The 26,497-nt window shown below is 49.7% G+C and carries 26 protein-coding genes and 1 pseudogene; 8 read left to right on the top strand and 19 right to left on the bottom strand.

The features are described from left to right. The first annotated feature begins 9 nt into the window (after positions 1-9). On the top strand, positions 10-246 hold the full coding sequence (locus tag RIF25_RS06180) for a type II toxin-antitoxin system HicB family antitoxin (RefSeq protein WP_322877675.1): 237 nt from the start codon (positions 10-12) through the stop codon (positions 244-246). 58 nt (positions 247-304) lie between these two features. Here the strand turns inward: RIF25_RS06180 and RIF25_RS06175 are convergent, their stop codons facing one another. Further along, positions 305-1,552, bottom strand: coding sequence for an MFS transporter (locus RIF25_RS06175; protein WP_322877674.1), 1,248 nt, complete (start codon positions 1,550-1,552; stop codon positions 305-307). 214 nt (positions 1,553-1,766) lie between these two features. Here RIF25_RS06175 and RIF25_RS06170 point away from each other — a divergent pair, with 214 nt between their 5' ends. Together RIF25_RS06170 and sodB are read left to right on the top strand one after the other, a co-directional pair. Beyond that, the gene (locus RIF25_RS06170) at positions 1,767-2,417 is read left to right on the top strand and encodes a DedA family protein (RefSeq protein WP_322877673.1); all 651 of its coding nucleotides are present in this window, start codon (positions 1,767-1,769) and stop codon (positions 2,415-2,417) included. 142 nt (positions 2,418-2,559) lie between these two features. Then, positions 2,560-3,162 carry a superoxide dismutase [Fe] gene (gene sodB, locus RIF25_RS06165; RefSeq protein WP_322877672.1) on the top strand — a complete coding sequence of 201 codons (603 nt, stop codon included), beginning with the start codon at positions 2,560-2,562 and terminating at the stop codon, positions 3,160-3,162. Positions 3,163-3,256: 94 nt separating this feature from the next. Here sodB and gmk read toward each other — a convergent pair whose 3' ends face one another. Then, a complete protein-coding gene (gene gmk, locus RIF25_RS06160; RefSeq protein WP_322877671.1) occupies positions 3,257-3,811 on the bottom strand; it encodes a guanylate kinase in 555 nt (184 codons plus the stop codon). A gap of 279 nt (positions 3,812-4,090) precedes the next feature. Here gmk and RIF25_RS06155 point away from each other — a divergent pair, with 279 nt between their 5' ends. After that, positions 4,091-4,369: a hypothetical protein gene (locus RIF25_RS06155; RefSeq protein ID WP_322877670.1), complete on the top strand. Its 279-nt coding sequence runs from the start codon at positions 4,091-4,093 to the stop codon at positions 4,367-4,369. Between the two features lie 10 nt (positions 4,370-4,379). Here RIF25_RS06155 and RIF25_RS06150 read toward each other — a convergent pair whose 3' ends face one another. From RIF25_RS06150 to acpP, 7 genes are all read right to left on the bottom strand, one after another. Continuing rightward, entirely contained in the window at positions 4,380-6,119 is a 1,740-nt protein-coding gene (locus RIF25_RS06150) for a diflavin flavoprotein (RefSeq protein ID WP_322877669.1), read from the bottom strand. Between the two features lie 26 nt (positions 6,120-6,145). Continuing rightward, positions 6,146-6,712, bottom strand: a complete 567-nt coding sequence (locus RIF25_RS06145; RefSeq protein ID WP_322877668.1) for a Uma2 family endonuclease — start codon at positions 6,710-6,712, stop codon at positions 6,146-6,148. Between the two features lie 17 nt (positions 6,713-6,729). Next, positions 6,730-7,332 carry a Uma2 family endonuclease gene (locus RIF25_RS06140; protein ID WP_322877667.1) on the bottom strand — a complete coding sequence of 201 codons (603 nt, stop codon included), beginning with the start codon at positions 7,330-7,332 and terminating at the stop codon, positions 6,730-6,732. Further along, on the bottom strand, positions 7,326-7,904 hold the full coding sequence (locus RIF25_RS06135; protein ID WP_322877666.1) for a Uma2 family endonuclease: 579 nt from the start codon (positions 7,902-7,904) through the stop codon (positions 7,326-7,328). Before RIF25_RS06135 ends, RIF25_RS06140 begins: the two co-directional genes overlap by 7 nt. Before the next feature lie 59 nt (positions 7,905-7,963). Next, positions 7,964-9,673, bottom strand: coding sequence for a diflavin flavoprotein (locus RIF25_RS06130; protein WP_322877665.1), 1,710 nt, complete (start codon positions 9,671-9,673; stop codon positions 7,964-7,966). Positions 9,674-10,144: 471 nt separating this feature from the next. Beyond that, the gene (gene fabF, locus RIF25_RS06125) at positions 10,145-11,398 is read right to left on the bottom strand and encodes a beta-ketoacyl-ACP synthase II (protein WP_322877664.1); all 1,254 of its coding nucleotides are present in this window, start codon (positions 11,396-11,398) and stop codon (positions 10,145-10,147) included. Positions 11,399-11,410: 12 nt separating this feature from the next. Then, complete coding sequence (acpP, locus tag RIF25_RS06120; protein WP_015123555.1) at positions 11,411-11,656, bottom strand: acyl carrier protein; 246 nt, start codon at positions 11,654-11,656, stop codon at positions 11,411-11,413. A gap of 355 nt (positions 11,657-12,011) precedes the next feature. On the opposite strand from acpP, the gene RIF25_RS06115 reads away from it, so the two are divergent. Continuing rightward, positions 12,012-14,285 (top strand): ribonuclease R family protein, encoded by a 2,274-nt coding sequence (locus RIF25_RS06115; protein ID WP_322877663.1) that lies wholly within the window; start codon positions 12,012-12,014, stop codon positions 14,283-14,285. Positions 14,286-14,288: 3 nt separating this feature from the next. Continuing rightward, the gene (locus RIF25_RS06110) at positions 14,289-15,344 is read left to right on the top strand and encodes an aromatic ring-hydroxylating dioxygenase subunit alpha (protein ID WP_322877662.1); all 1,056 of its coding nucleotides are present in this window, start codon (positions 14,289-14,291) and stop codon (positions 15,342-15,344) included. A 27-nt stretch (positions 15,345-15,371) separates the two neighbouring features. Here RIF25_RS06110 and RIF25_RS06105 read toward each other — a convergent pair whose 3' ends face one another. From RIF25_RS06105 to RIF25_RS06075, 7 genes are all read right to left on the bottom strand, one after another. Next, complete coding sequence (locus RIF25_RS06105) at positions 15,372-16,280, bottom strand: amino acid ABC transporter substrate-binding protein (protein ID WP_322877661.1); 909 nt, start codon at positions 16,278-16,280, stop codon at positions 15,372-15,374. A gap of 94 nt (positions 16,281-16,374) precedes the next feature. After that, the gene (locus tag RIF25_RS06100) at positions 16,375-16,803 is read right to left on the bottom strand and encodes a cobalamin biosynthesis protein (protein WP_322877660.1); all 429 of its coding nucleotides are present in this window, start codon (positions 16,801-16,803) and stop codon (positions 16,375-16,377) included. Between the two features lie 11 nt (positions 16,804-16,814). After that, positions 16,815-18,005, bottom strand: a complete 1,191-nt coding sequence (gene sat / locus RIF25_RS06095; RefSeq protein ID WP_322877659.1) for a sulfate adenylyltransferase — start codon at positions 18,003-18,005, stop codon at positions 16,815-16,817. A 134-nt stretch (positions 18,006-18,139) separates the two neighbouring features. Continuing rightward, entirely contained in the window at positions 18,140-18,907 is a 768-nt protein-coding gene (locus RIF25_RS06090; protein ID WP_322877658.1) for a DUF429 domain-containing protein, read from the bottom strand. Between the two features lie 27 nt (positions 18,908-18,934). Continuing rightward, on the bottom strand, positions 18,935-20,233 hold the full coding sequence (gene ctpC / locus RIF25_RS06085; protein WP_322877657.1) for a carboxyl-terminal processing protease CtpC: 1,299 nt from the start codon (positions 20,231-20,233) through the stop codon (positions 18,935-18,937). 72 nt (positions 20,234-20,305) lie between these two features. Next, the gene (ispG, locus tag RIF25_RS06080; RefSeq protein WP_322877656.1) at positions 20,306-21,523 is read right to left on the bottom strand and encodes a (E)-4-hydroxy-3-methylbut-2-enyl-diphosphate synthase; all 1,218 of its coding nucleotides are present in this window, start codon (positions 21,521-21,523) and stop codon (positions 20,306-20,308) included. Between the two features lie 164 nt (positions 21,524-21,687). Beyond that, positions 21,688-22,176 carry a hypothetical protein gene (locus RIF25_RS06075; protein WP_322877655.1) on the bottom strand — a complete coding sequence of 163 codons (489 nt, stop codon included), beginning with the start codon at positions 22,174-22,176 and terminating at the stop codon, positions 21,688-21,690. A gap of 217 nt (positions 22,177-22,393) precedes the next feature. Here RIF25_RS06075 and RIF25_RS06070 point away from each other — a divergent pair, with 217 nt between their 5' ends. Further along, positions 22,394-23,317 (top strand): cation diffusion facilitator family transporter, encoded by a 924-nt coding sequence (locus RIF25_RS06070; RefSeq protein WP_322877654.1) that lies wholly within the window; start codon positions 22,394-22,396, stop codon positions 23,315-23,317. 10 nt (positions 23,318-23,327) lie between these two features. Here the strand turns inward: RIF25_RS06070 and RIF25_RS06065 are convergent, their stop codons facing one another. Continuing rightward, positions 23,328-23,780, bottom strand: a complete 453-nt coding sequence (locus RIF25_RS06065; RefSeq protein ID WP_322877653.1) for a hypothetical protein — start codon at positions 23,778-23,780, stop codon at positions 23,328-23,330. Positions 23,781-23,883: 103 nt separating this feature from the next. Here RIF25_RS06065 and murD point away from each other — a divergent pair, with 103 nt between their 5' ends. Further along, positions 23,884-25,287: a UDP-N-acetylmuramoyl-L-alanine--D-glutamate ligase gene (gene murD / locus RIF25_RS06060; RefSeq protein ID WP_322877652.1), complete on the top strand. Its 1,404-nt coding sequence runs from the start codon at positions 23,884-23,886 to the stop codon at positions 25,285-25,287. 9 nt (positions 25,288-25,296) lie between these two features. Here murD and RIF25_RS06055 read toward each other — a convergent pair whose 3' ends face one another. Next, positions 25,297-25,899, bottom strand: coding sequence for an RloB family protein (locus RIF25_RS06055; RefSeq protein WP_322877651.1), 603 nt, complete (start codon positions 25,897-25,899; stop codon positions 25,297-25,299). Beyond that, positions 25,892-26,356, bottom strand: a pseudogene (locus RIF25_RS06050) (AAA family ATPase); the annotation flags it as partial. The pseudogene RIF25_RS06050 and the gene RIF25_RS06055, both read right to left, overlap by 8 nt. Positions 26,357-26,497 lie beyond the last annotated feature (141 nt).

Raw genomic sequence — 26,497 nt, 5'->3', positions numbered from 1 at the left:
GGCCTGATAATGTCACAAATCAAATATCAAGTAATTATTTACTGGAGTCAGGAAGATAATAATTTTATTGCTGAGGTTCCAGAATTACCCGGTTGGGCGGCGGCGGAAGGTTGGAACCCAGGCCAGTTTGATGCCACTAGGTTTTACAACACCGATCCGGCTGGCTTTTTTATGGGCGAGTTAGAGGGTGAACCCATTGCCTGTATTCCTGGGGTGTCCTATGGGGCAAGCGTCGAAATCCCCTAGATGATCTCTATGTTTGAAACCGGCCGGATGTACACCCCCCAGGCCCAGACGCTCAATCTCAAATGCTCTCTTCGACAATCTGTTGCCCTTTCTGCCAAGCCCAGATGCCCGCTACTGCCACGACAATCCCTAAACCCACTAATACTGCTTGCAAGCCCACTAAATCCGCAAGAATGCCAGCCAAAGCCAAGGGGACACTCAGAGCAATGTTGACAATATTGTTTTGAAAACCAAAGACTTTGCCGCGCATTTCGGGGGGAGTTTTAATTTGGATCAGGGTTTGCATCGGGACACCAATAAACGAGGCTCCAATGCCCAAAAACACACTTAAACCCAGACCCAGCCAGAGGCGATCCACAAAGGCAAAGACCAGCAGGACAAACGCCATACTTAAAAAGCCATAGAGGGGTAAGGGCCGATCTGACCAACGCTCTCCCCACTGCCCTAAAATGCCGGCCCCCAAGATCAACCCGGCCCCAGAGCCAGCCAAAAGAAAGCCAAACTGATTCGGTTTCAGGCCAATTTCCTGGGCCAGACCAACGGCTAAGACAGTTAAGGCCGCAAAGACGCAATATAAAACCGTGAGTTGGAGCATGGCCTGGCCGAGCAGCTTATTCTTCCGTAAGTAGCCAAAGCCATCTTTGAGATCCCCAATAAACTGCCATTTTTGCTCATGGGTGGTGACAGATTCCTCGACGCGAATCCAACTCAAGACCAAGCCGGCCGAGATATACAGTCCCCCAACAAAAAACTCCCGCCCAAGCTTGCCCCAACTTTGGGCCCAACTCAAGACCGGCTCCCCAATGGCAAACCCAATGACTAAAGACCCCATCATGGTGGTAATAAACAGGGCATTGGCGGAGAGGAGATTTTTTTCATCCACCAGCAAGGGAATCGCCGCTTGTTCCGCCGGGGCAAAAAACTGGGTCAAGATGGACTCTAAAAAAGCCACTAGCAACAGCAGCGCAAACTCATTGGGTAAAAAGGGAATTGTTAGCACCAATAGCCCCCGCAAAATATTCGTGACACTGAGAATGGTACGTTTCGGATAGCGATCGACAAAAATTCCGGCCGCCGACCCAAAAAAAACCGCAGGCAAGGTATTCGCCACCATCACCGCCGAAGCCATAGAGGTCGCTAAGTAGGCCGGGGCCTGATAGTTGACCACAAGGGTAATTAAAAGCACCAAGAAAATCTTGTCTCCCAATTGGGAAATGATCTGCCCGCTCCAGAGTTTGAGGAAGTTGCGGTTGTGGAGCAGGGAAAGAAATCCCCCCGAAGTGGGTTGTGGGCCTGGGCTGAGCATTTAGGCAGAACAGTGAAGGAAAGGAAAATTTGAAGTCAGGAACAAAAATTAACCTGCCTTAATTCTAAGGAACTTGGCCAGGCCCCGATCAATTCCGGCCCACATTGGCGCGGGTCAAAAAAATCTCACGAAAATATTCTTCATACTCAGAAACCCGCTACAGTAAAAAATAGCTCTAGGCCGTAACGCTCTCCCTTTTTCACCCCTAACCCCTATGCTCTTGCCGGAAATTTCCCTCGATGTGGTTCAAGACTTTGCTCGTGAGTATGGCTATTGGACAATCCTGGGGGGGATCATGTTGGAAAATATGGGGATTCCGCTCCCAGGAGAAACAATTGTCCTTGTGGGGGGATTTTTATCCGGTAGTGGCGAAATGCGCTTTGCCATTGTCTTGGGCTGTGCGATTCTCGGGGCCACCTTGGGGGATAACTTTGGCTACTGGTTGGGGCGACTGGGAGGCTGGCCGTTGTTGCTCAAGATTGGGGAATTTTTCAAACTGGATGTGACCCAACTGGAGGATTTGCGGAATCGGTTTAGTTGTAATGCACCCCGGGCGGTTTTCCTGGGGCGGTTTGTCGCCTTGTTACGGATTTTTGCTGGACCGTTGGCGGGAATTTCCCAGATGCCCTATGGTCAATTTTTGCTCTGTAATGTGGCGGGGGCGGCTTTGTGGGCAGGAGTGATGGTCTCCTTGGCCTATTTTGCTGGGCGATTAGTCTCCTTAGAAACCTTAGTTAGTTGGGTGGCCCAATTTAGTTTGTTGGCCTTGGCAGGCCTGGGGGCTTGGGTTGCTTTCTCGGCCTGGCGGCATCGCAGGGGGGTACAGCAAACAGTGGTTCCGTCCTCCGATAGCTCTAGCATTTAGTCTCGTTGCGGGTGAGTGTTAGAATCATTGAGAATTGTTAAAGCTGGCTTGATGGTTTTGCAAAAATTGGCTTGAGCCGTCACATCAGTTTCTGTCCAGTCATTTTTTCACTTTAGATTCTGACAAGAGGTCTTGAACACGTATGGCATTTCAGCAACCACCTCTACCCTTTGATTTTGGTGCCTTAGAACCCTATGGGATGTCGGGCCGGACATTTGAATTCCACTATGGCAAGCACCATAAAGCCTATGTGGATAATCTCAACAAACTCACCCAAGATACGGAATTAGCCGATAAGTCTTTAGAAGATGTGATTCGGATTAGTTTCAGTGATCCCAGTAAAGCCGGAATTTTCAACAATGCGGCTCAAGTCTGGAATCATACCTTTTTCTGGAATTCCCTCAAGCCTGCGGGTGGGGGTGTGCCAACGGGAGAGTTAGCGGCTCGGCTTGAGAGTGCCTTTGGCAGCTTTGATGAGTTTAAGAAACAATTTTCCACCGCCGCGGCAACCCAATTCGGCAGTGGCTGGGCCTGGTTGGTTTCCGAAGGTGGCACCCTCAAAGTGACCAAAACCCCTAATGCCGAAAATCCCCTCGTGCATGGGCAAGTGCCTTTGCTGACCTTGGATGTTTGGGAGCACGCCTACTACTTGGATTTCCAAAATGCCCGGCCTGGCTTTATTGAAAACTTCTTGAGTAAGTTGGTGAACTGGGACTTTGTGGCGCAAAATTTAGCGACAGTCTAAGCTCCTCTATTTCTCAATTGAACGAATCTGATTTTGCCCTCACGCGCCTGGCCTGGGGGTTTTTTACTAGGGCTTGGCATCTTTATTGGTATCTTTAACAGACAATCCCTTCCAGGCCCCGTAAAGCAACGTCTAAATCTTCGTTAATGATTTGATAGTCAAACTCATGGGCAGCCTCTAGTTCAATTTTGGCCCGTTCGAGGCGGCGGCTGATGGCAGGTTCTGAATCTTGGCCCCGCAGACGAATCCGGCGTTCGAGTTCAGCTAGAGATGGGGGGGCAATAAAGATTTGGCAGGCCTGGGGATAGGTGGTGCGGACTTGTCTAGCTCCGGCCAGTTCAATTTCTAAGATTACTAACCGGCTAGCGGCAACCTGAGTCACGACTGGATCTCGGGGGGTGCCATAAAAATTGCCAGCAAACTCGGCCCATTCCAAAAGTTCATTGGCTTGAATCATGGCCTGGAATTTCTCAGTTGAGACAAAATAGTAATCTTGGCCATCAATTTCCCCAGGCCGGGGGGCGCGAGTGGTAGCCGAGACAGAAAAATAGGTGTCTGGATATTTGGCTAAAAACTTGCGTAAAAGTGTCCCTTTACCAACCCCACTCGGGCCGGTGATCACCACTAATTTGCCAGATGTTGTGCTCATAAGACTCCTAAAATTGGCCCCAACTGCGATCAAGAACTGGACACCCTACCTTTCTATCAAAATGTGACTAATTTTCGACAGCGGGTTACGGATGCGTCCTCCGCACCAAAGATGCCCCAATAGCGGTAGTCTTGCTCATATAGCGTTACTCATTTAGGGTTACTCATTTAGGATCAGAGGGAGACCAGTCGAAAAATACTTTGTGGGTAGTTTTTTTGACAGTTCTATTCTCTCAGAACAGCCTATATAAACCTATGCCTCAGGTTGGGAGTTAAATCTATGGCGATTACGGTTGTCATTGGGATTGGGTTGTTATTTTTGCTCTCTTTAGCGGTTCTGGCTTTTTTTCTTAGCCTCAATCGCATCAATGCTGAACGTAACTCGGCCCTTGACTATGACGCTGATCCCGTCTCTCTGACAATGGGTGAGAAAATGATGATTAGGGATTTGGTGCAGCAGGGCCAGAAAATTGCAGCCATCAAACGGTATCGGCTGTTAACGGGCTGTGATTTGAAAACGGCCAAGGAGCAGGTGGAGCGGTTAGTGGGGCAGTTTTAATGAGTTGGTGTTAATATTGCTGCCCGGATTTGCGATGTTGAATTGCCGTTAAGCCATTATCCTCCAGTAAATGCCCGGCCTGGACAACGGCATAGACCAGCCAATGATCCCCACATTCTAAGCGAGATTCTACCTGACATTCCAAATAGGCTAAGGCATCCGTAATGACTGGACAGCCGTTACTAGCTGCTGTTAATCTCAACTCGGTCAAGGGTGTTGCACCGGGTTTGAGGGGTTGTTGAAAACTCCGGCGGATATTTAAGCCTTCCTTGAGAATATTCAAGACAAAAACATCTCCAATCTGGCAGGTGTTTTCCGCCCAATCCCGCCTCAGGGCCACGGTCAATCCGGGGGGATTAAAGGAGGCCTGGGAAACCCATGAGACTAAGACTGACTCGGCCTGGGTTAGATCCTCTAAATCACTACTGGGAGTCGTTAAGACACAAAGAGAACCAACTACACGCCCGACGGCCTGCTCTGTCCGATCCGCTTGCACATCCAATAACACAGGTTGGCGAACCGTGCGACTTTTGCGGGCTTTCTTCAGGGCCTGGGCAAATTCGGTTCCGGCGGCTTCACAGGCCAATAAATCTTGCTCAGTCGGCGTAAATTTCACCCGCAAAGTTTCAAATCCCAAGGCATACCCTGCGTCTTGGAGCTTACTTTCAATTTCATCCACCGCCTCGCCACTCCAGCCATAGGAACCAAAAACCCCGGCCAGTTTTGTTTTGGCCGCATGGGAGAGCACCAGACCCAGGGCTGTTTGGACTTGGGTGGGCATATGGCCGCCGAGAGTAGGAGAGCCAATCAAAAAGCCATCGGCTTCACTGACAATGGTTTGGATTTCGTTGGGTGGTGTGGCTTCACAGTTGATAGATTCGACTTTAATCCCAGCATCGGATAAGCCTTTCGCCAAGGCCTGGGCCATAATCGCCGTATTGCCATAGGCCGAAGCATAGAGGAGTGCAACGGTTGTATCTTGTTCCTTTTGCTCCTGGGACCATTGCCGATAATCATGATTTAAGCGACTGAGGCTGAACCGAACAAGGGGGCCGTGGGCCGGGGCATACATTTTCGGGGTGAGGGTGGCAATTTTATCGAGGGCTGTTTCGACTTGACGGGATTGGGCCGCATGGAGACAGTCAAAGTAATAGCGCCGGTCTTGATCCAGCTTTTTCCAGGCCTCGTCATAGACTGCATCCCCACAGACATGAGTCCCAAAAAATTTATCCGTATATAAAATTCGCGTCACCGGATCATAGGTTAACAATCCATCGGGCCAGCGGGGCGTGGGGGCAAAAATAAATTGGAGTTGATGATCCTGTCCCAAGTCTAAAACCGCATCATTGCGGGGAACCCAAACATTCACATCTGTCCCTAAGGCGGCTTTGAGAGTGATGGCTCCGGGTTTAGAACAGACAAAGATGGCCTGGGGCGCAAGGTGTTGCAGGGTTTTTAGGGTAGTCAGGCGGTTAGAGTTGAGATGCCCCAGAACAATATAGTTCAGTTTTTGGAGATAAATATGCTGTACTAGCTCGGCTAAATAAAGCTCCGTAAACGATTCTCCCGGCGGATCGATTAAGGCACTTTGCTCGGTCTGGATCAGATAGGAATTAGAGGTAGTTCCCTGTTGCCGTCCATATTCAATTTCAAACTTGAGCCGCTCCCAGGTGCGTGACCGTAAGACAATTGTATTCGTGCCAATTTCGGTAACTTGTACATCACGGGGCCGGGTTTGAGTCAGAGTCATAGAGATGTCCTGCAATGAGAAGAAATTTATGCATTTAGAATTGCTTCAGCCGTAACTTTTAATTCTGGAAATGTGGCAGAAACTAACTGCTCTTGATTACGAAAAACTTGTAAATTATAAACCTCACCTTTAAGGGTATGAATGGTAATTCTGGAATCATCACTGATAGCATCTACAACCCAATATTCAGGAATTCCCGTGGCCTGGTATTCATCACGTTTGGTTATGTAATCATCTTCAACCGAACTGGGACTGACGACTTCAACCGCAAGTAAGGGTGGGGTTTCAAAAACTCCTGATTTTTCATCAATTTCTCTTGCCTGTTCAATGGTTGTCAAGCAAAGATCAGGGCATCGGCAAGATCTCAATCCGGTTCTGACTCCGATATTAGTTAATGTCATCCTAGGCAATTTAAGACGATAGATTTCCTGCTCAAATGCAAGAGTTAAAGCTCGTACGATAAATTGATGCTTTGGTTTGGGGGGAGCCATTGGTAATAATTGCCCATTGACTAATTCATACCGTAGATTAGTGCCATCATCATAGGCTAGGTATTCCTCAAATGTCAGTTTTTGAGCGGCGGTTATCTGCATTTTATGACATCCTCTAGCTAGGCATTAAGAATTTGAGCAGCAGCAATTTTCAATTCAGGCAATGTCGGAGAAGTCAATAATTCAGCATCACGAAAAACCTGTAGTTCATAAACTTGATTATGCAAGGTGTGAATGGTAATTCTGGGATCATCGCTAATAGCATCTACAACCCAATATTCAGGAATTCCCGTGGCCTGGTACTCGTCTCGTTTGGTTATGTAATCATCTTGAATCAAACTGGGACTCACCACTTCAATAGCAAGTAAGACTGGGGATTCAGATACGGCTGAACGAGATTTCAATGCCTTTAACTGTTGCGTGGGAATTACAGCAAGATCAGGAATTCTGGAGGTACTAACGCCGGTTCGTTGGCCTGGTTCTACAAAAATCATCCAAGGTAAGTGCAAGCGTCTGATTTCTTGTAACAAAGTTTCAAAGATGAAATGAGTAATAAAATAATGCTGCCAGGTTGCTGGAGTCATTGAAACTAACTGACCCTCAACCAATTCATACCGTGTATCAGTACCATCATCATAGGTTAAGTACTCTTCAAACGTGAGCTTCTGAGTTGTTGTAATCATACTAGCCTCTTGATTTGTTGTAGGTTTCGCAATCAACATCCTTGGGCTGATGCAGCAAAAATTTGATTGGGTGTAACCTTTAACTCAGGAAAAACTTGGGATTGAATAGGCTGATTTTGCTCAAAAATAGTTAGTTGATAGTTATTATCTTGTCCTTTGTAAATGCTGACTTTATTTAACTCTAATGGGTTAACAATCCAATATTCTTGAACGTTAATAGATTGATAGTCCTGAAGCTTGGCCTGGTAATTCTCGTGGATCAAGCTTGGACTGATAGTTTCAACCACTAAAGGAACAGCAGACTGGATGACTGATGAGTTCATCTTAAGGTTTTCAACTGCACTTAAGGGCGCAACAACAACATCCGGTAACCGCACTGTGTTGGTTCCGATCCGTAGCCCAACTGTTTCTCGATACGTTACCCAAGAATAGCTATGGGTCATAATTTGTTGATCAAAGAGCCGCTCCAGGAACTTCGCAATCCAGGTGTGGAGAAACGTTGCAGGAGTCATGGGAACTAAGTTACCCTGAACAAGCTCATAGCAGGTATTGGATTTGGCTGCATTGTCTAAATACTCGGCAAATGTGACGATTGACTGGGTAGTAAGCATCTCAGACCTCGCAGCAATGAAGAGGGTAACTCAGGTATAAACCAGTTTTTTGCTTATGCTTAGTAATGATTCCCCACTTTGCGATGATGGACGGCAGTTAAGGCATCCGGTTTTGAGACTCGGCCAGTTTCAATCGTGCTATAGACCAACCAATGATCATGACAGTCCAAGCGATTGACAACAGTACATTCCACATAGGCGAGCGCATCGGCCAAAATCGGGCTGCCATTGTTTGCCGGATAGGTTTTGATTGTGGCAAAGCGGTCGGCCCCAGGGGGAAAGCGTTTGAGGAAGTGGCGCATCAGGGGTTGATAGTTGCCTTCTTCCAATACATTCAGGACAAAGGTATCGCCCACGTGCATAAAGGATTCAATCGCCCGATCTTTAGCCACCGCAATCGTCACGCCCAAGGGTTCAACACTGGCCTGGGCCACCCAAGAAGCCAACATGGCACTGTTAATATCCCCTTTTTGAGCCGTAATAATATACAGTCCACCACTCAACCGCCCTAAGGCTTTATCCAAATCCGTATCTAAGGATTTCATTTGCTTAACAGTGCGATCTCGGAGTAACCATTGCCCCATATCGGTTCCGGCTTCCTCGGCCTGTTGCAGGAGGGCTTCATGGGGAGCTTCAGCCACGCGAATCACCGGAAAAGAGGGCGTTAACCCCAAGTCGCGAAATTGATTAAAGAGGGGATAGGCAGCTTCACTCCCGACAACTCCGGTTTCAAAGACCCCAATGGCCTGCTTGTTATGGGCGGTGGCGAGGATAGTGCTGAGGCTGGTTTGGGCGGTACTGTCGGGCATACCGATAATGATTCCGGCGGCAATATCGACAATTTCCCGGACTTCTTGCTGATCTGTGGTGGTCAGGTCAACAGGTTCAACCACTACCCCAGTTTTACTCGCGCCTCGGTTAATCGCCTCTGCTAAAACATCACTGTAGCCATAGCCGGGTTGATAGAACAGCGCAATTGTTGCCGCTGCTTTGGCCTGGGCCTGGCTCCAGATCCGGTAGTTTTCTACCCAATCTGTTAAATGCTCTTTCAACAGGGGGCCGTGGCCGGTGGCAATTAGCTTAACTTCCGGTAAATCTCCCATGCGTTTGAGGGCAGACAACACGGAGCGAGCATTGGGGCCCATGAGGCAGTCGTAGTAAAACTTGAAGTCGGGGGCAATCACTTCCGGGTCGCTGTCGTAGGTGTCATCATTGCAGTAGTGCATCCCGAAAACATCACAGGTAAACAGGGTTTGCGTACCGTGGTCATAGGAGAGGATCGTGTCGGGCCAGTGAAGATTGGGGGCCATGACAAATTCGATGCTGTGACCATGACCCAAATCAATTTGATCGCCGTTTTTGATAATTTGCTGTTGAAACGGCTGATGGACAAACCCACTCAGGAATTGCAGCGCGACTTTTGAACCCACAACAACGACCTGCGGGGCTTTGGCTAGCACATCTTTCACCAGGCCACTGTGATCCGGTTCCGTATGGCTGATGATCAAATAATCCAATTCGGTCGGATCAATCAGTTCCCAAAGCTTTTCTAGGTAAATATCCCGAAACTTGGCATGGGAGGTATCTACTAGGGCCAGTTTTTCACCCCGAATGATAAAGGAATTATAGGTAGTGCCATTTTCCAGGCCAAACTCAATGTCAAACCGTTCTCGATCCCAATCCAAACATCTTAAGGCAGTCGTATCAGGGGCAATGGCCTGGGTTTCCAGGGTCAACCGGGCGGGGCGAGTGGCAGATGCAACGACCATAGATAACCTCCTGCGCTGAAATGAAAGATCTTCTGTCTTGTTCAGCCATCTTTCTTTACATGGTGACACAAGGCCTGGGGGATAGGGTATCGCAATTGGTTATTGAAGACTTAAGAGAACTAGATTATTTGCCATGGCCTGACCCATTTAGGGTTGGGTGGATGGCAGTCAAAACTGTTTCCCTGGCAAGATTGGTAAGACTTTCATAGGGCATTCGGGCAATCAATCGGCATTGAGTTCTGTACCAGTCTTTGCCTATTTTCAAGATCGCTTCTTCCCTTAAACTTTGGAAAATGCTCAAAACGTAGTTTACCTGAGATTCATCCTCAATTTAGGTAATCCCCTGACTATATGGCGAAGAATATTGTGGCTTGTTAATCTCTCTTGAAAATCTCAATGCAGATTTAATGGCTAATCTGATACCAACCTCTTTGAAACTACTGATAGAACCATTGACAAAAGATCGGCAAACTAACTCTGGAACTTGCGGAATCCGAGGGTTACATTATGGCCACCAAAGCCAAAAGAATTTGATAAAGCAATATCCACCTGACTTTCCCGACTCGTGTGGGGGACATAATCTAAATCACAGGCCGGGTCTGGAGTTTCCAGGTTAATAGTTGGCGGAATAATGTCGTGATGTACTGCCATAATTGCGGCAATCGCTTCAATCCCTCCCGATCCACCGAGTAAATGCCCAGTCATGGACTTGGTTGAACTGATGGCAATGTTGTAGGCATTATCACCCAGGGCGCGCTTAATGGCTGCGGTTTCGGTGCTGTCGTTGGCGGGGGTGCTGGTGCCGTGGGCGTTCACATAACTGACTTGATCCGGGGTAATTCCGGCATCTTTCAGGCAAAATTCAATCGCTCGGGCCGCGCCTTCACCACCGGGAGAGGGGGCCGTCATGTGGTAAGCATCACAGGTGAGACCATAGCCAACAATCTCCGCATAAATTCTTGCCCCTCGGGCCTGGGCCGCAGTGAGTTCTTCTAAAATGACAATCCCGGCACCTTCACCTAAGACAAACCCATCTCGATTGATATCAAAGGGGCGACTGGCATGGGCCGGGTCATCATTGCGGGTTGATAAGGCCCGGGCCGAGGCAAATCCAGCTACGGAAAGAGGAGTAATGGCCGCTTCAGCTCCGCCACAAATCATGGCCTGGGCATAACCATGTTGAATTAAACGAAAAGCATCTCCAATGGCATTGGAACCTGCGGCACAGGCCGTTACAGAACAGGAATTAGGCCCCTTGGCACCGGTATGAATGGCCGTTAACCCCGCCGCCATATTGGCAATCATCATCGGAATCATGAAGGGGCTACAGCGATCAGGGCCGCGAGTGAGATAGACCTCTTGCTGATCTTCCATCACCTTTAGTCCACCGACACCCGTACCAATAATGATCCCAACTTGGGGCGCGTTTTGGTCATCAATAATCAACCCAGCATCGGCCAGGGCTTGCTTACTGGCGGCCACCCCAAACTGGGCAAACCGATCCATCCGCTTGGCATCTTTGCGATCCATGAAGGCTTCTGGATCAAACCCCTTCACCTCCCCGGCAATTCGACAGGCATGACGTGATGGCTCAAATAGGGTAATCGGGCCAATCCCGTTTCTGCCAGCAATTAATCCTTGCCAGTAGTCTGTAAGGGTATTGCCAATGGGCGTAATTGCCCCCAGGCCAGTCACCACTACCCGTTTCACGTCACCCTGTGTCATAGTCCGAAAGCCTTAGGCTGCTACTTTACCGCTAATGAAGTCAACTGCATCTTGGACGGTCTTAATTTTCTCGGCAGATTCGTCTGGGATTTCTACACTAAACTCTTCTTCCAAAGCCATGACTAACTCAACCACATCCAGGGAGTCGGCACTGAGATCATTGGCAAAATCAGCTTCGGGAGTCACCTTCTCGGTATCGACACTCAGTTGATCCGCAACGATCTTCTTCACTTGCTCGAAAATTTCTGCCTCTGTCATACCTTACTACCATTACCGACTGTGGAACTGAACCAGGCTTATCAAAAGCCATTCCTCAAATCTAGGGCTTTTCGTGCACAGAAGCAACGCAACTCCCTTTATGATGATGGTGATTGAGTTTGTGCCAGTAGGTTAACGAGCCATTGTGGGACTTGATGGAGTGGCAATCGGTTGGGGTTAATCCTGGCGATCCGGTATCTTCCCAAGTTATCCCAGGCCCCGGAACGAGAATCCCTGCGTATCTTGGCCTGAGTCGCCAACCCCACAACCGGAATTGATGAGTGGTTCAATTTACCCTGGCCGGGTTCGATCCCCTGACAATCAATGACCTACCCTTTCTTTGACGAGACGACGCATGGAGCTTTCAATTGCCAGTTTGTTGGCCAACTTCAGTGATGATAAATTAGTCGCCCCTAAAGCCCTTGAAAAAAAACTCGGTTGCGAAGATGAGTACTCTCTCCAACGGTTGCAAATTGCCTTGGATGCCCTGGAAAAGATTGGCATCTTGGTCAAGGAGCGGGGTAAATATCGGCGGGTTGTCGAAACTGGGGTGATTGAAGGTCGCTTACGCTGCTCCAGTAAAGGCTTTTGCTTTGCGATTCAAGAGGATGGGGCGGGGGAAGATATTTTTGTCCGCGAACATCAACTCAGTACGGCTTGGAACGGGGATCGGGTGTTAGTCAAAGTAACGCGAGAGGGACGGCGGAAAAAATCACCGGAGGGGGAAGTTAAACTCATTCTGGAGCGGAATAATCCTTCGGTCATGGCCCGGATTCGACAAACGGAAGCTGGCCTGCGGGGGGTTCCCTTAGATGATCGGTTGCTCTTTGAAATCGAACTTATCCCCAGCGAGATGGCCCCGGACTTGAATGATCTCGTGGATCAACTGGTTCATGTGGAAATTATTCGCTATCCCTTGGGGGGCTATTTACCCTTGGGGCAAGTTGTCCGACTCCTCGGACCCGATGCTCAATCTGCCAATGTGGTGGATCTAGTCTGCTGTAAACATGATTTAACTCGCCCCTTTCCCCCGGCCCTCCAGGCCCCTTCTGAACTCCTCCTCGCCAGGCCTGATCCAGAACTAACCCGCCAAGATTTACGAGACTTAGAAACCATCGTTATCGCTGCCCCTCGCCAAGAACTGGAAGTAGCCTTTTCCTTGGTTCCTATCGGTAGCCAAACTTGGCAGCTAGGGGTGCATTTTGCCGATATTGCCAGTCAAGTTCCCTTAAATTCCCCCTTAGATCGGGAGGCGCAACGGCGGGGCCTGGCAGTCAGTGCAGTCGGGTTAACCATTCCCCTTTATCCGCCCCAGCTTGAGGTCTTACGGCTAACTCCAGGCGTAGATCGGCTGGCATTTTCTGTAATTTTGACCCTTGATGTCAGTGGCGATGTCCAGGCCTATGAGGTTCAACCCACCCTGATCCAGGTTAAACACCAGATTACTCCTGAGGAAGCCCAGACCCTGAGCGAGAAAAAAGCCAACAAAGGACTCAGCCCCATTCTGGCAAATTTGACCCAGCTAACCCAAGCTCTGCGGACTAAGCGGCGGGCACGGGGCAGTGTGGATTTAACCCTGAGCCGACAACTTCCCCACTTATATCCTGATGAAGGCGTTCTTGGGGCGATGATAACGGAGCCTGGCCTGGCCCGATCGGAAATCATGGTCTTGGTCAACCAACTCCTGGGAACTCATCTGCAAGGGTTGGGGTTGCCGGCCATTTATCGGGTACAACTCTCCCCTGAACTCTATGCCATCCAAGATTTTCTCAAGTTGACCCGTAACCTGGGCTTGCCCCTGGAACTAACAATTCCCGATGGGGTCAATGCTAGTGATTATCAACGGTTTGGCACTCAGCTTTTAAGTGCAGACCTGGCCCCGGTCTTGGTGGAATCTCTTCTAGATACCTTAAAATCCCCCACCAATCAGCTTGTCCCTGGCCCCCACTTTAGCTTGGGTCTGCTGAACGGCTATGCCCAATTTAGTGCGCCCTTGCAACGGTATGGGGATGGGTTTAATCAGCGGGTTTGGTATGCCCTCTTTAGCCAAGGTCGCGATCGTCGTTCTGCCCGCACCAAAGAGACCGTCAACTTACGCCATAGTTCCTGTTTGGGGCAGGTGAACTGGAACGTACTACCCGCCGAAACTCAACGGGATTTAGAAACCCATGCCAGTGAGATCATGGCCCAACTCCAAGAGCGGGAGAAAACCACCTTCCAGGCCCTCAAAGATTTACAAGGCTTAGAACGGGTGCGACAAGTCCAGGCCTGTATTGGCGAAGTCCGGCCGGGCATTATTACCGGAGTTCAATCCTATGGCTTCTTTGTGGAGTTAATTGAGTTCTCTGTGGAGGGCCTTGTCCATGTCAGTTCCCTAAAGGATGACTGGTATGAGTATCGCTCCCAGGCCCAAACCTTAACTGGACGGCGGAATCGCCTGCGCTATCGTTTAGGAGATCGAGTCGAAGTCCAGATTAAGAGTGTGGATTCCTATCGCCAGCAGGTGGACTTAGTGGTGATTAGTGGTGGGGATCAGGCCACGGAAGCCGAGTTACAAACCCCCAGTGAACCTCCAGAACCTCTGGAAGAAAACTTAGAACCCGATGAGTTTGGGGAGGACGATTTCTAGGTTATGAGTGGGGAGCGTGATTTATACTTTCTCCGCAACCTTTGGTACTACGCTCTACCGGGGCAGCAGCTTCAACCCGGCCAACTCTTGGGTAAAACCCTCTTAGAAGAACCCATCTTGTTTGGCCGTACCGAAGCGGGGCAGGTTTTTGCGATGCGAGATCTCTGTCCCCACCGAGGTGTGCCTTTACGCTATGGGCGGTTAGTTGGGACGGAGGTGGAATGTCCCTATCACGGCTGGCGATTTAATCCGCAGGGGGAATGTACCCTGATTCCTGGCCTGGTGGCAGAACAGCAGTTTAATACCCAAAAAATTTGTGTTCAATCCTACCCAGTCCGGGAAGTGCAGGGGAATATTTGGATTTTTATGCCGGCCAAACCCGGAGACCAGCCCCCCCTAGAGTTAGACATTCCCACAGTTCCTGGTTTTGGCTTGGATTTTGCCGCCCAGGCCTGGCAGCAGTTTCAATTTCCTTGCCATGTGGATTATGCCATTAGTGGCTTGGTTGACCCGCAACACGTTCCCTTTGTCCATCGGGCCTGGTGGTGGCGTACCGATGCTCCCCTCTTTGAAAAAGCCAAGGCCTTTGATCCCGCTCCCTTGGGTTTTACCATGCGCCGCCATCGTCTTTTGAAAACCACCTTTTTCTATCGGCTCTTGGGGGGGACACCGGAAGTTGAAATTAGTTTTCAATTACCTGGAGTTCGCATCGAAGCCACCTTTACAGGCCCCAATACCCTCTGTAACTTAACAACCATGACCCCAATTACGGCCACCCAAACCGAAGTTACTACCCTCTTTTACTGGACAACTCCCTGGATTACTTGGCTCAAGCCGTTTTTGCTGCCCTTTGTGAATACCTTTGTCCATCAAGACCTAGCTATGGTGGCGAAGCAACAGGAGGGCCTCCGGTATGACCCCAATTTAATGCTCGTTGGGGATGGAGACGCACAAGTCCGTTGGTATTACCAAGTCAAAAAAGAATTTTCTCAGGCCCAGGCCGAGGGCCGAGAATTTACCAACCCAGTCAAGTCCCAAATTCTCCGCTGGCGGAGTTAGGCTTCACCACAGGACATTTGCCAGACCCTAGCGGGGGGGGCGCTCTTGGGTATTAAGAATCCCTTTGAAAAACTGAATATTGATTTGTTCGGGATAAGGGACAAAACCCGTTGGCCCAAACCAGCGGTTATAGAGTTGGGTCGGTGCGGGTTGCTGACTGACCAGGCCCTCCATGAAGCTCAACAAGGTGACATCAACCAGATTCCGCCACCCCGACTGATTAGGGGGAACCATACAGGCATAGGCTTCGGATTGAATTGGAACGGGGGGAATGATCCGAAAATTCTCCGCTGTATGATTGACCTTCAGGTTTCCCTCCAATAACACCCCATCACTGGCAAAGGCGGCAATTTTCCCTGAAGCCACGGCAGCCACTCCCGCGGCCCGATCTGGGACATAGACCACATCCACGGTGGGGCGAAGATTGAGAATGGCCCCTTCATTGGTGGTGCCTTTAATAACCCCAACTTTTTGGCCTGCCAGTGCCGCAGGCCCTTGGGCCGGGTTGCCAGCTTTGACGAGCAGTTGTGTTCCAGCCAAAAAGAACGGCACAGAAAAATCAACAAACTTAGCCCGATTCCAGGTGCGGGAAGTGGCCCCACATTCAATATCAATTTTGCGCGCCTGAACCAGGGAAATGCGATTGCTGGGGGTAACGGGAACCAGTTCCAGGCGAATGGGTTTTTGCAGATCTCGCTCGGCCCGCTCTCGAATCAGCCCTAATAAGTCCACTGCATAGCCCACCAATTGACCATTCTGCTTGAAGCCAAAGGGAACCGCGTCATCTCGTGTCCCAGCCGTGATTACCCCGGTGCGTTGAATCTTTTCCAAGACTGTTTCGGCTTTGACTTCCCCAGCTAGGACTACTGTCCAGGCCGCGAGCAAGGCCGTTAGGGTAATGTTTCGCCAAGGCTGTAGTAACAAAAAAGCAGACATCGGTATTGGTTCCGCCATAAATCAAACCCATGACGATATTAACTGGAGAATTGGGACTAAATCACCTAGTCCACAAGAAAATAGGCTTGGATCATCAGACAACCCGGTTGCAGCGATCCATCTCAGGCAGGTCAGACCCAACTTGACTGATGGCTAAGGTAATGGCCCGCTGGCTTGCTGTCCGATAAATTTGCTTGGGGATTATTAACTGGGCTGACTTAGCTCCCCCAAGAGCCGCTGCTTCGGCCACACTCCGGGCCTGGACATGGATGAAGGCTTGCTGAGAAGGGTTAGGAGTCCAAAGAGAGTTAAGTTCCTCAGAGCTAAAGAACTGTAACTCTAACTGCCAGGCCTGGGCCAAGTCCTGTAAAGCTTGGGAGTTTCGTTTGCGATCTAAACTTGCTATCCCAATCAAGGCCTGGGCAGATAGGGCATGGGCCTGGAGGACGTTGAGGAGCGCAGTCTCCAGATCAGTACCAGTCACACCCCCCTGAAACCCAATCCCGGCCCAGAGATTTTTCACGACAGATCACGTCAAACAGGAACCTGCATGGCTCGGACCAATTCCGCCGCCACTTCTGGCCGGGAAAACTCGGGAGGGGGCAATTCTCCGCGCCGCAACATTTCCCGCACCTTAGTTCCTGATAAATGGATCCGCTCCTCGGGTTTGCTGGGGCTAGTTTTGGTAGTGGCCATGGATTGGGTGCGGGTACAGTAAAAGGCGTGCTCAAACATCATCGGCATAATCCCCAACTCATCCCGATCAAATTCGGCAAAAATGTATTGGGCATCATAGGTTCCGTAGTAGTCCCCCACCCCGGCATGATCCCGGCCAACAATAAAGTGGGTACACCCATAGTTTTTCCGTACCAGGGCATGGAAAATCGCTTCCCGAGGCCCGGCATAGCGCATCGCCGCAGGATTGATCGCTAAAATAACCCGATCCTGGGGAAAGTAATGCTCCATCATAATTTCATAACAGCGCATCCGCACATCGGCCGGAATATCATCTTCCTTGGTTGCGCCCACCAGCGGATGTAAAAATAACCCATCTACGGTTTCTAAGGCACATTTTTGAATGTATTCATGGGCCCGGTGGATGGGGTTGCGGGTTTGAAAGCCAACAATGGTTTGCCAGCCCCGTTGCCGAAATGCCGCCCGACTATCCTGAGGGTCAATGCAATAACTGGGAAACAAGGGATGGGGATGGCGTTGGAGCAGCCAGATCGGCCCCGCTAAGTTGACACGGCCCTGTTGATAGACTACTTTCACACCCGGATGTTTTTCATCCTCAGTGCGATACACAAGGCGGGCTTCTTTCTGGGGATCATAGGTATATTTCTCAGACAGTTGCATGACTCCCGTAAATTCACCGGCCGGATCATCTAAGCGAATCCACTGGCCAAGCTTGAGAGGGGCTGCGACATCTGGGGTGACGGAGAGAGTGACCGGAATTGACCAGGGTAGCCCGTTGGCTAAATGCATGGTTTCCACAACGGCATCATAGTCGGCCTGGGCCATGAATCCGGTTAAGGGACTAAACCCACCAATGGCAATTAACTCCAAATCAGAGACGGCCCGGGCATCCAGGGACAAGCGTGGTAAGTGATCAGCTTTACTGAGCCATTCCTGCTTCTCTGCGGGGGGAACAATCCGGTTAATCAGTTCACCACCATGGGGCAAAATGGCATCTTGAAGGGGGGGAAACTCTAAGGCAAGCGTCAAAACCGGCTCCTGAAAACACTACAAAACTGAAGAAATTCTTAAGATGAGTGCATATTACCGTAATTTGGGATGCGATCCAGGCCCCTGGGATTGCAAGCATTTGGCTGACTGGATTCCGAAAATTTTGATCGGGTCTATTGTTGCGGTTGGGGAATCACGATAAAGCCAGTATTTAAGTAATCCTGACTCTGAGTGGGTTGGGGCCGAAATTCTTGACCACCGAGAACCCAATTTTTTTCCAGGCCCCAGGCCCACCAATAGGCTCCCATATAGGCACAGATGAGGGCATCCAGTTGATCTTCAATGGCTTTGAGTTGCTTGAGTGACACTTGCACGGGAATCTCGGGTAGTTCAGCAATTTCCAGAGGTGGGTGCAACTGAGGAAATTTTTCGAGGATGAGGTCTCGCAATTGGTTTAACCCGGCCTGGCGTTCTGCAATCCGGCCCTTTTTGTACTTGATAATTTGATTGAGGTTAAATAACTGCACTGTACCTGCATGGGGAAAGACTTCAATCTGGTAGCGCCCGGATGCCCTAGCCTGGATGATTGGGGCATGATTGAACCCCCGCTCTCGGAGTAATTCAGAAAACCCGACCGTTCGGGCTGCGAAGGATAATCCTTGATTGGCCGGATAACAGCCTGCATCGTACCGCCCTAAACGTTGATGGGCCTGGCGATCACAGGTACGCATTCCCGTGGCATTGGGAATCAAGGTCGGGGCATCAACTGCAACCAGGCCTGGGGCATGATCTGGCAACCAACTCTCAATCCAGGCCAAGATGGCTTCTAAATCAATCTCACAGCGGAGATCCATCAGTCGCAACTGAGAGGAATCCCAGGCCAAGCAACATAATCCTGACGCACCCGATACCCAACCGAGATCAACTCCTAAAAAGTACATCCATAGCCTACAGAGGTGGGGAATAGACTAGGGTGTAGAACTGGCAGGGGCAGGTTTTTGGGCCTGTTTTTGTTGGGCAACGATTTCCTGGTTCAAAATTGACAGGGCTTTGGCATATTGGGGATCCTTCGGTGTAGCAATGTCCTCTCGGGTGAGACTTTCCCGTTGGGCCTCGGTAATCTTCACCTCCACATCCGGCTCAATCCCTTTTTTATTGATATCTCGGCCACTGGGGGTGTAATATTTGGCAATGGTGACGGCCATCCCAGACCCCTCACCCACTGGCTGAACCGACTGTACCAAGCCCTTACCAAAAGATTTTGTTCCCACCAAGACCGCCCGTTTGTTGTCCTGCAACGCACCAGCCAAAATTTCACTGGCACTGGCGGAACCTCCATCAATCAGCACCACCAAAGGTTTATCCGTTAAAAAGCCCCGCCCCGCCCGCAATCGATCAGCCTCTCCCTGGCGATTTACCGTCGAAACAATCGTACCTTGGGGTAGAAACATCCGGGCAATTTCCGCACTGGAGAACAAGAGTCCACCTGGATTCGAGCGCAGGTCAAGAATAAAGCCCGTCACCCCCTGTTTTTCCTGTTCCCGAATCGCATTCCGCATTTCCCCAGCCGCATTTGAACTGAACTGAACAAGGCGAATATAGCCAATGGGGCCATTGGGAGTTTGGCGGATACTAGCTTTGACGGGGTGAATTTCAATCCGGGCCCGCGTCAAGACCCGATCAAAGGTTTCGTTACCCCGTTTGATGGTGAGGGTCACTTTGGTGTTTACTTGCCCCCGGATCATGCCCACCGCTTCGTTCAAATCCATGCCTTTAGTGGGTTTATTATCAATCTTGAGAATAATATCCTTGGCGAGGATTCCGGCTTCGGCGGCGGGACTGCCTTCCACAGGGGAAACCACCGTAATATCCTTAGTTTTCTCATCTTGGGTAATGGTGATCCCGACCCCAGTTAATTCCCCTGAGGTTTCAATCTGCATCGAGCGAAACTGCTCTGGATCCATAAAGCGGGTGTAGGGATCATTGAGTTTCTCCAGCATTTCCCGGGCGGCGGTGTAGGCCTGATCGGGAGTTGTATAAGTCTTGGAGAGAAATTCCCGGCGAACGGCCCGCCAATCCTGGCCATTGAAGGTGGCATCTACATATTCCCGATCAATCACCTGCCAGACTTCATCCACCAGTTCTTTGGGACTTTGGCGAAAGCCGGCCCAGCTTTTAGACGGGTGCAACTCTGCCCCAGCCAAGGCCACAGCTACGGTTAACAAGGCGGTGGCTCCAACGACAAGTCCTTGCTTTTTCAGACCCATGATATTTTCCTAGCACTGGTTGGGATCCAATCTAGCATAGGAATTTTGGGGCTGTCGGGGCGAGGATGCAGTCTATGGATCAACCCAGCGATCATCGGATTTAATTAGATCAATTAAGGCGGAAACCCCTTGATCTTCGGGAACTTTTGTCACCTCATCCCGGCCGCGATAGAGGGAAATAAAGCCCGGTTGTTTGCCGACATAGCCATAATCCGCATCAGCCATTTCCCCCGGCCCGTTGACAATACAGCCCATCACGGCAATATTCAGCCCCGTTAAGTGACTGGTGGCCGCTCGGACTTTTTGGAGCACTTCTTCCAAATTAAACAGGGTGCGACCACAGGAGGGACAGGCGACATATTCCACCATTGTCCGGCGTAACCCCAAGGCCTGGAGAATTCCATAGCAAACGGGGATTTCTTTTTCAGGAGCTTCTGTTAAGGAGACGCGAATCGTATCGCCAATCCCCTCTGCTAAAAGAGTCCCAATTCCGGCTGTAGATTTAATCCGGCCGTATTCGCCATCGCCAGCTTCGGTGACACCTAAATGCAAGGGATAATCCATGCCCAATGCATCCATCCGTTTGACCATCAGGCGGTTGGCGGCAATCATCACCGGCACTCGGGAGGCCTTGAGGGAAATCTCCAAATTGTAGAAATTCATGTCCTCACAAAGGCGGATAAATTCCAGAGCCGACTCGACCATGCCTTCGGGAGTATCCCCATAGGTAAACAGCATCCGTTCCGCTAAGGAGCCATGGTTTACGCCAATGCGCATGGACTTGTTTTGATCCCGTAAGGAAATCACCAATGGCTCGAGGGTTTCCCGGATTTTTTCACCAATTTCGTCAAACTCGGCCTGGGTATATTCGGTACGGTCGGCTTTCGGTTTTTCAAACACATACAGGCCTGGGTTAATTCGGACGTTATCCACATATTTCGAGACTTCGAGGGCAATTTTCATCCCATTGTGGTGAACATCGGCGACTAGGGGCACGGGTTGATAGGTTCTTTCCAGGGTTTCCCGAATCTCGGCCATGGCTTTGGCGTGGGCCATACTGGGAACCGTGACCCGGACAATTTCACAACCAATTTCATGGAGTCGGCGAATTCCGGCCACTGCTCCGGCAACATCCAAGGTATCTTCGTTGATCATGGACTGAACCGCCACGGGATAGCCGCCACCAATGGTAATTGAGCCAACGGGCACTGGGCGAGTTTTGCGCCGAACAATACCAACTTCAGCGGTTTCCGGAGTAGGTGTGGGGACAGGGGGAGAGAGAGTTTGCATAGATTCTCAGGCCAGCCAGATATGCGACACATAAGTACATCCTAAGGGGGATGTTCCTCAGCGCAAATTATTTTTCCCTACTTTGAAATTTCCAGAGCATCAATTTAAGCAAAGAATTTTTCTCAACCTAGTCAACTGGGACAAATTCAAGCTCTTTGATGGGCTTATTTCTCAGGTGATGCCAGCTTTTGAGGGGTGATTCTGCTATGGTCTGGGGGGGCTGCGTCCTCCAGGCGGAGTTGCAGATTTCTGAGCTCGGTTTGGTTATTGGTCGGGCTATGGGGTGAGGGGAGTTCTAAATTGGGCCAATTTTCCAGGCCAGCACAGGGGCAACTCGCGGGCGGTAAACCATTTTGGGGGAGGGCAATGGGCATAGAACAGCGGGCGCAAGGGGTAATGTCCCACTGCTGTTGCTGAAGTTGGGCGATGGTTTCCTGAGTGCCTTCTAAGTAGCAATCCCCGGCCTGGCCAGAGTTAACATAGGCCCAACAGGCTTCAAATTCCTGACTATAACCTCCAGGCACCAGAATCAGACTGGGACAGAGTTGGACTTGTCCAGATTTGATATACAGTTTTTTTCCCAATTGGAACCAGTGGGCGAGGTAGGTTTTGATCGGGTCTGGGGTTGTCAGTTGAGCCTCATCCAGTTGCATCTCTCGCTCTCCTGATCCATAGTTTCTTTTTCTAGGGTAGTGCGCCCATCACCCGGCCAGGGTATTCAACGGATTTATTTAACAGTTAATGTCTGGCAACTGGTGGGACACCTGCGGGGCCGAGTTGCGCTTTACCCCTTAAGATCCCTCCATAGTCCATCACGCTCAAGCTCCTCCCTTATTCCTTGTCCTCATCCCCCTTGTCATCTCTACCCCTATGAGCCATTCCCATCATCACCCCCACGGACATTCCCACACCCCGAAGCAGTTCACCCAGGCCTTTCGGATTGGCTTGACCTTAAACATCAGTCTGGTGGTCTTAGAAGTTGTGGCTGGCCTGTGGTCTAATTCCTTGGCCCTGTTGAGTGATGCGGGCCATAACCTGAGTGATGTTTTGGGCTTGGTCTTGGCCTGGGGAGCCAGTTATTTGACTCGGCGGCAAACCTCAGCGCAGAAAACCTACGGTTGGCGGAAGGCTTCGATTTTGGCTGCCTTGTTTAATGCCATTTTTTTGATGGTGGTGACGGGGGGCCTGGCCTGGGAGGCTCTCAAACGGTTAATGAACCCTGGCCCAGTGGAAGAGATGACGGTGATCTGGGTGGCCAGTTTAGCCTTGGTGATCAATGGGGGCACGGCCTGGTTGTTTGCGGCAGGGCGAAAGGGAGATTTGAATATTCGGGGGGCATTTCTGCACATGATGTCCGATGCTTTAGTCTCCTTGGGGGTGATTGTCGCCGCAGTTTTGATTCTCCTGACGGGTTGGTTTTGGTTAGACCCGCTGGTGACATTACTGATTGGCATCTTAATTATCTATACCACCTGGGACTTATTGCGGGATGCTTTGACCCTCAGTTTGGATGGTGTGCCGAAGTCCATTGATACCCAGGCCGTGCGGGACTATCTCAATCACAGGCCTGGAGTCGGACAAATTCATGATCTCCATATTTGGGCGATGAGCACGACTGAAACGGCTTTGACGGCCCACCTCGTCATGGAGTCGGGCTATCCAGGGGATGACTTTTTACATCAGACGACAGCGGAACTCCAGGCTCATTTTGGCATTAACCATGCCACGTTACAAATTGAGGTGGGTGATTCGCCCCAGGCCTGTGTTTTGATCCACGATCCCCACGGCTATTGATGGCCAACGCTTAGGGAAACTCTTGCATTTGTTCATAGGTTTTGTAGCCTTTTTCCGGGCTAATCCATTCCACTAAGGTAACTTTGACCCGCCCGCCTTGGTTGACCATGAGTTGGGCCCGCCCTTCTTCCCCAGTGAGCAGATTTTGGGGTTGGAGCGCGGCTTTCCCAGCAAAGAGAAGTTTTTGACTATTGGGGGCGTAAATTTCGTAATTGATAAAGACTTTATTAACGGTGCCACTGGTATTATTAACTGCATTTACCTTCAAGGTATAGAACCAGGCCCCGGCAATTTGTTCACTTTGAATTTGGGCCGCGGTAACTCGGACAATTTTAGCGTTTGGTTCTTTTTCCGCTACTAACTGGATTGTCGGCCCAGGCCCTTGCACAGATGGAGACGGGAAAGCTTGAGGCTCCGGGGGCAACCCACTCAGTAACAGGAAGGCAGTCAAATAGGGCAACATTTAGGTTTAGTCCTCAACATGAAGAACAGGAGCCGCCAAGGGAGTGATCCCCATTATGGTAAAGTTGATAGCGACAAAATAATCATAAGGTTGCCTTAATTTTATGCCTGATTCGCCGCTCCCTGTTGCGCATGTGATTGGTCTGGGCAAGTCGGGAATAGCAGCGGCCCAACTCCTCCAGGGGCAAGGATGGCACGTTGTCCTGAGTGATCGGGGACAATCCGCAACCTTGGAAGCCCAGGCCGAGCAACTTCAGGCCCAAGGGATTCAAGTTTTGCTCAATTACAGTTTTACCTGGCCTCTTGCGCCTGAATCCAAGCTTACACCCCCTGAATTAGTGGTGATTAGTCCGGGAGTTCCTTGGCATAACCCAGGCCTGGTGGCGGCTCGTCAAGCAGGCATTCCAGTGATTGGGGAAGTGGAATTGGCCTGGCAAACCTTGGGGGATATTCCTTGGGTCGGGATTACAGGCACCAATGGCAAAACCACCACCACAGCCTTAACGGCGGCCATTTTCCAAGCCGCAGGTCTCCAAGCCCCGGCCTGTGGCAATATCGGCTATTCCATTTGTGATGTGGCCCGGTCGCAAAAATTTCAACACCAGGCCCTGGATTGGGTGATTGCCGAAATTAGTAGTTATCAACTGGAATCGCAGCCAACCGTTGTCCCTAAAATTGCGATCTGGACAACCTTAACCCCGGATCATCTAGAACGACACGGCAGTTTAGAAAATTATTGTGCCGCGAAGTGTTTGTTGCTCGACCAAGCTCAAGCTCAAGTTCTCAATGGAGATGATCCCTATATCCGCACCCACTTAGTTGAGCGATACCCCCAGGCCTGGTGGACAAGTACAACGGGTGCAACGGATTTACCCAATGACAGAGAACGGGGGGTTTATTTCCAAGCCGGTTGGGTCATGACGGGCAGTGAAAAACTATTCCCGGCTGCGGCCCTGAAAATGCCTGGGGTTCACAATCAACAGAATTTATTATTAGCGGTTGCAGCGGCCCATTTGGCGGGGATTAATCCAGAGGCCATGTTAACTGGAATTAGTCATTTTCCTGGGGTTGCCCATCGGTTAGAGCATATTTGTACTTGGCAGGGAATTGAGTTTATTAATGACAGTAAAGCCACCAACTATGATGCGGCGGAAATTGGCTTAAGGGCGGTGATGGGGCCGGTAATTTTAATTGCTGGAGGACAAAGTAAAAAGGGGGAGGCCCAGGCCTGGTTAAAGTTAATTCAACAAAAAGTCGTCCAGGTGTTTTTGATTGGGGATGCGGCGGCGGAATTTAGCGAACTATTGACAGGTGTGGGCTACAGGGCCTGGGCAGACGTACAAACCTTGGATCAAGCCGTGATCAAAGCCAAGGAACTCGCTCCCCAAGTCAACGCAAAAACGATTCTCTTTTCCCCGGCCTGTGCCAGCTTTGACCAATATCGGAACTTTGAAGAACGGGGCGACCATTTCCGTCAGCTTTGCCCAATATCTTCCAAATTTGAGTAAGCGCAATTATCAAAGAAACTTATTAAGTTCTTGAACTAATAAATGCACTGTGGTCGAAGGATTATCGTCAGCAGGCCTGGGAGGTTGATATTGATTCAGCAGATTTTCGGCATCCTTGATAGCGGTTGTTTGTCGATCAAATAATTCCTCATAAATTGTGTCGCTGTTTTTCTCGTATTTATGCTCCAGAAGTTTATCTAATTTCTTGCAATAATCACTTCGAGGGATTCCAGTATTTAGGAAACAAAAATGTAAGACATACCAAAGTTCAAAGGCTTCATTGGAATAAGCAACCTTAATACCTGAACGTTCAGCATTGGTAATGGCATTGTTAAAATCTTCTGGTGTCCAATCATCTCGGTCAAAAACACACCAAACTTGATCGTAGTCTTCATTTTCCATAATTTCTCTAGCTCGAACTACTATTTGACTAGGCTGTCTGGCGATACCTTTAATCTTGAGTTCGGCAACATCTTTGGGAACTCGAAAAGCCCTGAAATAGTTAGGTTCAGTTTTTGCCCCTTCACATACGATTAAAAATCGCTGCTTAATAGTTCTAATATTAATTTTTCTTGGCGAATATCCACGGGAGTTTCCTCTATGTCTAGGCATGAGTATCAATTAGGCTTTCAAGGTTGCCAATGTACGGAATTGCACCATACTTTCCTTTGATATAGTCACTTTCAAACGAGGCATCATTCCGAACTTTGTATTCTGCTAGGGAGTATAAGTCTGTTGAACCATAGCGGTTTTTCTCGGTGAACCAAATCTGATCTCGCCGAAATAGCTTGTTGCTAAGGAGGTTTGTATCATGGGTCATAAAAATTAGTTGAGTATTACGAGGATTTGTTTCATTTGAGTTAAATAACTCGACAATGGCACGACTAATCAGAGGATGTATCCGCGCATCAAACTCATCAATAATTAAAACCTTGCCATTTTTCAAAGCATTAACCAGCAGGCCTGCCAAAGCAAAAATTTTTTGAGTTCCTTCAGATTCTTCTTGCTCAATATTAAAATGAACGAATGAGGTTACCTGGCCAGTTTCATTAAATTTTCGATGAATTGTTTTTACTATATTTTTATCGTGATTTATAGCAAAGCCCCAAACCCCTAAGTCTAATTTTCTAATTAATTGAATAATCTCTTCCTTATTGTACATACAGCATATTCCTCGCTAAGTTGGTACACTTTTTCTGAAGCTGTGTCA

The sequence above is a fragment of the Pseudocalidococcus azoricus BACA0444 genome (genome assembly GCF_031729055.1).
Classification (GTDB): domain Bacteria; phylum Cyanobacteriota; class Cyanobacteriia; order Thermosynechococcales; family Thermosynechococcaceae; genus Pseudocalidococcus; species Pseudocalidococcus azoricus.
The sequence above is the reverse complement of the archived record's forward strand: the minus strand, read 5'-3'. Positions and strand labels throughout refer to the sequence as shown.